4 protein-coding genes are annotated in these 8,143 nt (G+C 49.4%); 2 read left to right on the forward strand and 2 right to left on the reverse strand.

The features are described 5' to 3' along the window. Positions 1-91 precede the first annotated feature (91 nt). A complete protein-coding gene (locus V2I46_08330; GenBank protein ID MEE4177502.1) occupies positions 92-3,910 on the reverse strand; it encodes a T9SS type A sorting domain-containing protein in 3,819 nt (1,272 codons plus the stop codon). A gap of 114 nt (positions 3,911-4,024) precedes the next feature. Continuing rightward, positions 4,025-4,765, reverse strand: coding sequence for a hypothetical protein (locus V2I46_08335; protein MEE4177503.1), 741 nt, complete (start codon positions 4,763-4,765; stop codon positions 4,025-4,027). A gap of 286 nt (positions 4,766-5,051) precedes the next feature. Between V2I46_08335 and V2I46_08340 the strand changes: the two genes are divergently transcribed. Then, a complete protein-coding gene (locus V2I46_08340) occupies positions 5,052-7,172 on the forward strand; it encodes a T9SS type A sorting domain-containing protein (GenBank protein ID MEE4177504.1) in 2,121 nt (706 codons plus the stop codon). A 14-nt stretch (positions 7,173-7,186) separates the two neighbouring features. Then, positions 7,187-8,143: hypothetical protein (locus V2I46_08345; GenBank protein ID MEE4177505.1), on the forward strand; the 957-nt coding region annotated here is incomplete at its 3' end.

Consider the following 8,143-nt stretch of genomic DNA (forward strand, 5'->3'; position numbering starts at 1 on the left):
GGTTTCACTGCTTCTTTGCCATAAACCCTGAAAAAAAAAGAAGGCTGCCCTGCAAAAGCAAGGCAGCCTTTAAAACCTTTCAGAAAAAAACTTACTGGATCACGATCTTACGGACAAAAGCATTACCCTGGCTGGTGATCCTGAGCAGGTAAAAGCCCTTCTTCAAGGCGCTGACATCGAGGGTTGTCTGATGCTGGCCTTGCTGAACAGCCTCTTCGCTTACGAAAAGGATTCGCTGGCCTCCCAGGTTGTAGATTTCAATGGCAGCGGGACCGGCTTGGCGGCTCCATTCAACGATCAACTGATCGCGTGCCGGCTGTGGATAAACCCTGAACCCGTCTTCATTTGTCAGGTCATTGGTCGATACAGACTCCAGGAAGAAAGCGGTGGCGGTGATGTCGTCGGTCATCACGATATCAATTTCACGATCGGTAATGATGGTTCCGTTGACGTTCCATTCCACGAAATGCCAGCCGGCATTTGCCACAGCGGTGACGCCAACCGTAGCATTGAGGCTATGGGTATAGGTTCCGGGTCCTGGATAGGTGGTACCCATCCCGTCAACCGCAAGCACAAGGGTTTTGGCGGTGGATTCAAGGACAGCCTTCAGGCTCCTGTCTTCGAATACCTCAAAACTATAGGGGTTATTGGTTGAAACAATATCACCGTTTTCCTGCCAGCCGACAAACTGGAATCCGGCATAGATGGCCGATGAGACGGTAGCCGTAGAACCATAGGGATAGGTACCAGCACCGGTGGTTACCCCTGAGCCCTGGGGGGTGATGGACAGGCTGATCTGGTAGGTGCGAATGTTGAACCGGGCCACCAGGTCAAGGTCCTCTTCCACCGTGAAGGTGTAACTGAGCTGATTCGACACCAATTGTCCGTCAACACGCCAGCCGCCAAAATCATGGCCTTCGGCCGGTTCGGCTGTTACGGTGATCTCGGTACCGAAATCAAAGGTACCGCCTCCGCTTACCAGGCCGCCTTCTTCGGGATCGGCCGCCAGGGTCACCTCATACTGGTTCACCTCAAAATATGCCGTGAATTCGCGGTCAGTGGTAATAATGGCCTCAAATGAGGGGTTGGTTGAATAAATCGTATTGCCTTCTTTCCAGTGAACGAAGGTATATCCGTAAGGCTGTGTGGTGTTGATGCTGGCCACCTGCCCGTGTTCATAAGTACCTGCACCCGTTTGAACGCCTATGCCTTCAGGCACTGACATCAGACCGACCTGGTATTGGTTGAGGTCAAAGACAGCGGTTATGGTTCGGTTGGCATTCATGGTAATGGTGAATACCTCCTGGTCGGAAATGAGTTCACCATCCTCGATCCATTGGACGAAATGGTTATTGGGGGCAGCGGTAGCGGACAGGATCACCTGGCTGCCTTCATTATAGGTATGAGAGCCCAGGGCAGGATTGGTGTTTCCGTTGCCCTGGATGATGATGACCAGTTGATACTGGATGGCCGCTGGTTCAACGGTCACATCTGCCGGGTTGGATGGCATTGATTCACCACTGGGGTCCTGATACAGGGCAGTCACCTCGTAAACATAAGTTCCGACAGAAAGACCAGGGTCGATAAAGCTCAGTTGGGCAGCGTCAAACAGGGATGCCACCGGGCTGCCATCGCGGTAAATGCGGTAGCCCTGAAGGGTGGCGCTTGCTTCGGTCAGGGTGGGGGCTTCCCACAGCAAGGCCGCATCGCTTTCATTGCTAACGGTAGCCGTCAGGTTTGCAGGGGCGGGAAATTCTGCATCATAATAGCCGGCTATTTTCACCAGGTCAAGGGCTATACCCTGGCCTCCTGTAACCTTTCCTTCAAAGGCAATCTGCAGGCTGGCCGACAACTCAGGTAATTCAATTACTGCCTGGGTCCATTCCGAGACATCATCGAAATACGAAGCCAGCAAGATCCAATCCGCTTCAGGGTTGAGCCTGTATAGCACATGCAGGGTGTCCTGTAGTTCTTCGTTTGCAGCATTGGCATAGAAAAAGCTAAGTTCGCCCAATTCCAGATCAGCAAAGTTGATGGTTGGGGTGACCAGGTGAGTGATGTTTCCATAATCACCGGCTGCTGTAGCTTTAATAAAAGCATTTTCACTGCCTTCATAGGCTGCGAGGGGCATTCCCGATCCGTTACCTAAACCGGTTTGCCAGGCAAGGGTTCCTTCCACAAAAAGCTGTTCCCAGCAAACAGGCATTTCGCCATCATTGAATCCTTCCGTGAAAGGCAGCTCATCGATTAGAGGACAAAGCGTGGCCGTTTCGGCGCTTATCCCATCAGAATATTTTCCGGTTTCGCTGCGCGACCAGATTTTATAAAAATAGATTGTTCCAAAATCAAGGTTATCGTGCAGGAAAGCTTCGGCCTCGCCAATAAAAAGGATGGTACCACCGCCGGGCATTTCCTGTCCCACAAAATATTCTCCATTGGGCAGGCCAAAGTCGTCGCTGGTGTTGTAAGCCAGCAGGACAGGATTCTGATTTTCATTCAGGATCCAGTTAAGCTGAACGGCATCGGTGTCAACGCCAACCGCATTAAAGTCGGTCACTTCGGGAACCACTTCTCCGAAAGGGTCGTAGCCATCAATGGCTGTGGCATTGGTGCCGAGTGGGTCGAGCCAGTCACTGAGCCTTGTAGTTGCCGATCCGCCGCCAGTCCAAGACACGCCCAGGCGTCCGTACCAATCGGGCTGGGTGTTTCCGCAAGCTGCATACCCGCCATGAAGTTGGCCAATGATGCGTCCTCCAGCATCAAATATGGGGGAACCTGAAGAGCCACCCTCGGTGGTTGTACCACCACTCCAGGTAATTCTCCAGTGCGTGGTTCCCGAACCGGGTGATCCCAGGTATGAAGAGGCCTGAACGCCACCCTCAGCATAACTGAATTTCTTAATGTCGCCACTGGGGTGATGAATGCCGATAATGGTTTCATCGATGGTCGAGGAAAGGTCGCGATTCCATCCGGAAAAAAAAGGATTGACAGATTCAGGGATAGGGTTGCTAAACTCGAGGAGCCAGAAGTCGGAGGCGGAGTTCCTTGCGCGATGTACCAGGTTACCTACAGCATCGTAAGGGGGTGGCGTGGGAGGGTTGGCGCAAGTGGCGCTCTGCCAGTTGAACCAGAACACAAGGCTGCCGGGGTTCTGATAACAATGGTTGGCGGTAAGCATCAGTGGGGTTCCATCGTTTGAGGTATTGTTGATCAGGGCCCCTGTACACCAGGCAGAACCACTGACCAGCATCAAAGCCACAGAGCGGATCTGCTCTTCCCAGCCTTCGGATTCAGGACAGGCCACATTGAGGTTACACCAGCCCGATTGCCCAAAGGCTTTCACATAGGTTAAAGGATCACGATAGGCATGATTTACGCTTTCGATCTTAAGCTCACCCGGGAAAGCCACGCCATGCGGTTCGAAATATTCAACTATCAGTTCATCGCCCTCAATAAGGGTAGTGGCAAAATAATGGTCGTCCTGGTTGTTGTAATCGGTAAAGGCCCCGGTCACTCTTGAACGATCAGTATTGTAGACATATAATTCAGTACCTTCAGGCAGGATATAACGGTCGAAGATTAGGGTGAGAGCATAGGCTCCCGCAGATTTGATCCCCAGGCGCCAGACCCTGTCACCATTCTCGTAAACATACCATGATCCTGAATTATCGAGGCTCATATCGGTATATATGGGTGTGCCGAAACGCCAGGGTATATCTTTAATGGTGTCGAAGATCAGGTCTTCTTCGAGCAGTTTGGCAGCATTCACAGGTGCCATGGTTTCAAAGGTGAGTTCCTGGCGCTCGCTGGGCCAGGAAAAACTGGGAGGGACTCCTGGTTTACTCTCCTGGGCCTGAGCCGTTAAGATGCCCAGCAGGCATATCAGCATTAAACAAGTAAATTTTTTCATGCCGTTTTCCAATTTATTAAACCAAATTAAAAAAATCCAGGGGCAAATGCCCCTAAAGGAGTAAAAATAAAAAAAGCCGTTCAGACAAACGGCCTTTTCTTTCGTTTTTTTATTCTAGCGGCTTACCACCAATTTTTTTGTAAGAATAACCTGGTCGTTGACTACAAATGAGTAAAGGAAAATGCCATTGCTCAAATCATTGGTTTCGATACGCAACCGGCTTCCTGAGGGGTCAAGGGAAATGTCCATTACCACTGATCCGGTAAGGTTACGAACGATAAGTTTGGCGTTGCGGGTGTCGGGAGGCAGTTGGTAATCGAACAGGGTAAAATCGCGAGCCGGGTTGGGACGGGGATCGGAGATACGGGTTTGGCGCAACATGGGGCCGGAGGCGCTGGTGGCATCAGCCGTGTAATGAACCGTAACGCTGACCGTCTCGAATGCTTCACTACGACTGAAGAATTCATATTCAATGATAGTGGTTCCGGAATAACCTTCAGGGAAATACTGCCCGTAAAAATCGCTTGCAACAGAAGTAGCACCGGCATCGAGGGTCAAAGCCCCCTGTGACTCAAAAACAGAGTTGTCGTAGCAAAAGTCAGACCAGCAAAAGGTATTGAAGGTGCTGGGAATCACCTCTTCTTCAATTTTTCTGGCCCAGATTTCCAAACTGGATTCCGTATCATTATGGAGGAAAACCTGCCCCCTGATGTAATTGGCGCTGGGGCTCCCGTGGACCGTAAGGGTCCCGTTGGTGATGTCGTTGCCATCGGCATCCTTTAACACCAAGCCCTCCGAAAACCCTGAAGAGACAAGACCAACAAACAGGAAAAAGAATAGTAATATGTGCTTCATAAGAACTCCTTATCTTCTGGAACTTTGATTTACAATACAAAAATAGTCATAATTGCCTTGGCAGGCAATGGTGTTTTCCGACGTTTATTGCAAAAATCATACCGTAGAAAACACCTGTTTTTATAAAAAAACAAATTTATCAGGCTTAAGGGCAAGTTTTTGGAAATCCTTTGAGCGAGCATAAACAAAATTACCTTTTTATATATTTTAATCCGGCCAGAATGGTTATCACCCCAAAAAAATTAATTATTTTCGGCCCACTAATCCCAAACCAAATTCCTTAATCATGAAGAAATTCTTTACCCTATGTTTTGTTTTCATGCTGGCATTGGGTGTTCAGGCCCAAAGTGTATTATTCAGTCAGGATTTTAGCGGCACTTTCCCCCCGGAGGGATGGACAATAAGTGCACAGGCAGGCAATTGGTCGGCTGTTAATACCACCAATGCCGGAGGGACTGCCCCTGAGGTCCGATTAAACTGGTCTCCCCAATTTAACGGAGAAACGCGCCTGACCACCCAAACCATTGATGTGTCGGCAAGTGCAGCTACCATGATGGTTTTATCGTTCAAGCAGATGGTCGACAATTACAGCGGCAATTACCAAATCGGGTTAGCCGCCCGCACCAAGAATGGAGCCTGGTCAGTGCTTTGGTCGCAAACGGTTAGCGGCAGCATTCCGGCCCAAACCAAGGCCATCCAGATCACCGATGGGGAAATGCTTGGTGCCAACGACCTGCAGTTCTCGTTCTTTTTCTCAGGCAATAGTTATAACATCAACTATTGGTATATCGACGATGTTCAGCTGATCGTCCCCGATGATTTCGATCTGGGTATTACTAAGCTCAGCGTTCCCACTCATTTTATGGGGGCAACCGCTGTAACAGGCACGGTTACCGGCCTGGGGCTCGAGGAAATCACTTCCTTCGACCTGAACTGGAAGGTGGATGATGGCCCCGTTGAAACGCAAAGCTATACGGATCTTTCGCTGGAATACAACGAAAGCATAAATTTTGAAAGCACCAGTATGATGGATCTGGAATCGGGAACACACACCCTCACCGTAACCCTTTCGAATATCAATGGTGAAACATTGGACGATAATGTAATAAACAATGAATATTCGATGCTTGTACACGTGGCTCACCAGGAAGTCCAGCGTCTGCCACTGTTCGAATCTTTCACCAGCTCTACTTGCGGACCCTGCGCCAGCTTTAATGGCAGCTTTTTCAACAACTTTACCCAGCAAAATCAGGGTGAGCTCGCCCTGATCAAATATCAGATGAGCTGGCCATCACCCGGAGACCCCTATTATACCGAGGAAGGGGGCGTGAGGCGGGCATACTACGGGGTGAATGCCGTACCTTACCTGATCATCGAGGGAAAACAGGTCAGCACTTCTTCCACGGCAGTAAATACGGCATTCCAGAATGCCAAAACCCTGCCAGCCTACATGGCCATTGAAGGTTATCACGCGGTGGAATTAGACAACATCATGGTGGAAGCTACCATTTTGCCCTATGCTGATTTTCCCAATATCACCATTCACGTGGTAGTCATTGAGGGTACTACAACCGGAAACGCGGGAAGCAATGGTGAAACGTCCTTTAAGCACGTGATGATGAAAATGCTGCCCGATGCCAGCGGAACCACCGCCAACCTGAACGAGCTGGAGCCTTATACTATTTCGCACGATTTCGATATGTCAGTCACCCATGTTGAGCAAATGGAAGATCTGAAAGTGGTGATCTTTGTGCAAAACCATAGCACCAAAGAAATCTACCAGGCCGGAAACACGGTAATGCCTACCCATCCCCAGGTAATGGTTAACCTGGAAGAAGGAGAAACCAACGTTTCTCTTGAACCCGAAATTATCATTTCATTTGACCAGCCTGTTCATCACACAGATGGAAGCGAGATCACCGCTGAAAACATTTCTGATATCCTTCATTTGAATGAAACGGATGCCAACGGAGCAACCGTTGAATTCACCGCCATCATCAATGAAGAAAAAACCGAGATTAGCCTCCAGCCAAATGATCCGCTTTCAGAAGAACAACTGTATTATGTTAAAGTAAATCCTGTGAGCGAGTATTCTCCCTTTATGTTTTTAAGTGAACCTGTTGAAATCACTTTCACCACCCTTTCAACAGTGGATGTTGATAACCCTGCTTTGAAAGATTTCGTAGTTTATCCAAACCCTGCAAGTGAGTATCTCCAGGTACGTTTCCCGGTGGAAGGCCACACGGAACTGCGTCTGCTGGATATGCGCGGAAACCTTATCGTGGAAAAAACCGGCACAAGCTCACAGTTCCGAATGGATGTTTCTTCATTGCCGGTTGGGGTATATTTCCTTGAGATCCGAAGCAATGAGGGCCGGATGATGAAGAAGATCTCCATCGTTCGTTAACCAAAACCTGAATAATGCGAATTCGTTCATTCAGAATATTCTTCATCATTCTCTTTTCTACCATCTACCTGGCGGGCCATTCGGGCCCGTCCAGGGAGCTTCTTATCCGCCAGGACCGTTTTTTCGGCGGACCATACAGCGTCACGGGACATCCTTACCTCATCAGGGGACAGGTGGCATACACAGGTCAGGACGTTTTCCTGTCGGCATTTTTGCATTACCAGGTGGGCGACGGAGAAGTGCATACCACATTTTTTGAGGAGATCGGACTGAATCCCCACATCCCCTTTTATTACCAGGCTGAAACTCACTGGTTGCCTGAAGTTACGGGAGATTATTCCATTAAGGTTTGGTTTACCGGGTTGAATGGTGCGCCCGAAGAAGAGGCCTCCAGTGATACCCTGACCCGTGAAATCACCATTTACGAATCTCTGCCTGCACGTCAACTGGCCCTGCTCGAAAGTTTTTCAAGCATTAACTGCGGTAGTTGCGCACTTGTGGCACCAGTTTTGCTGGAGATCGTAGAAGGTCAGCCTGAGGAATATGTCATGATCTATTATCACCCGCTGGCCTATGAAGGCAGCCCACTGTATGCGTTTAATCCCAAGGACCAAACCACTCGCAAAATGTTGTATGGCGTCAGCTATACCCCAGTGGCGGCCATTGGGAGTACTTTTTTCGGGGGCAGTTTCGAGGTAAGTCACGAACTGATGGCGCTGGAAAAGGACAAATTCGCAGCCTTTGAAATGGAAGGCAGCTATTCTGTTGAAAACGATGTACTGCACGCCAGCGTCAGCCTGGAAGCCTTTGCGAGCTTCCCAGAAAACAATGCAAACACATTGCTGGTAACAATAACTGAGGATCTGGTGCAATTTGACACACCTCCGGGATCCAATGGTGAGAAAGATTTTCATCACGTGATGCGCAGCTTTTTGCCCGATGCCAACGGAACGGTCCTTTCACCAATCACC

It is taken from the genome of Bacteroides sp. (assembly GCA_036351255.1).
In the GTDB taxonomy this organism is placed as follows: Bacteria; Bacteroidota; Bacteroidia; order Bacteroidales; family UBA7960; genus UBA7960.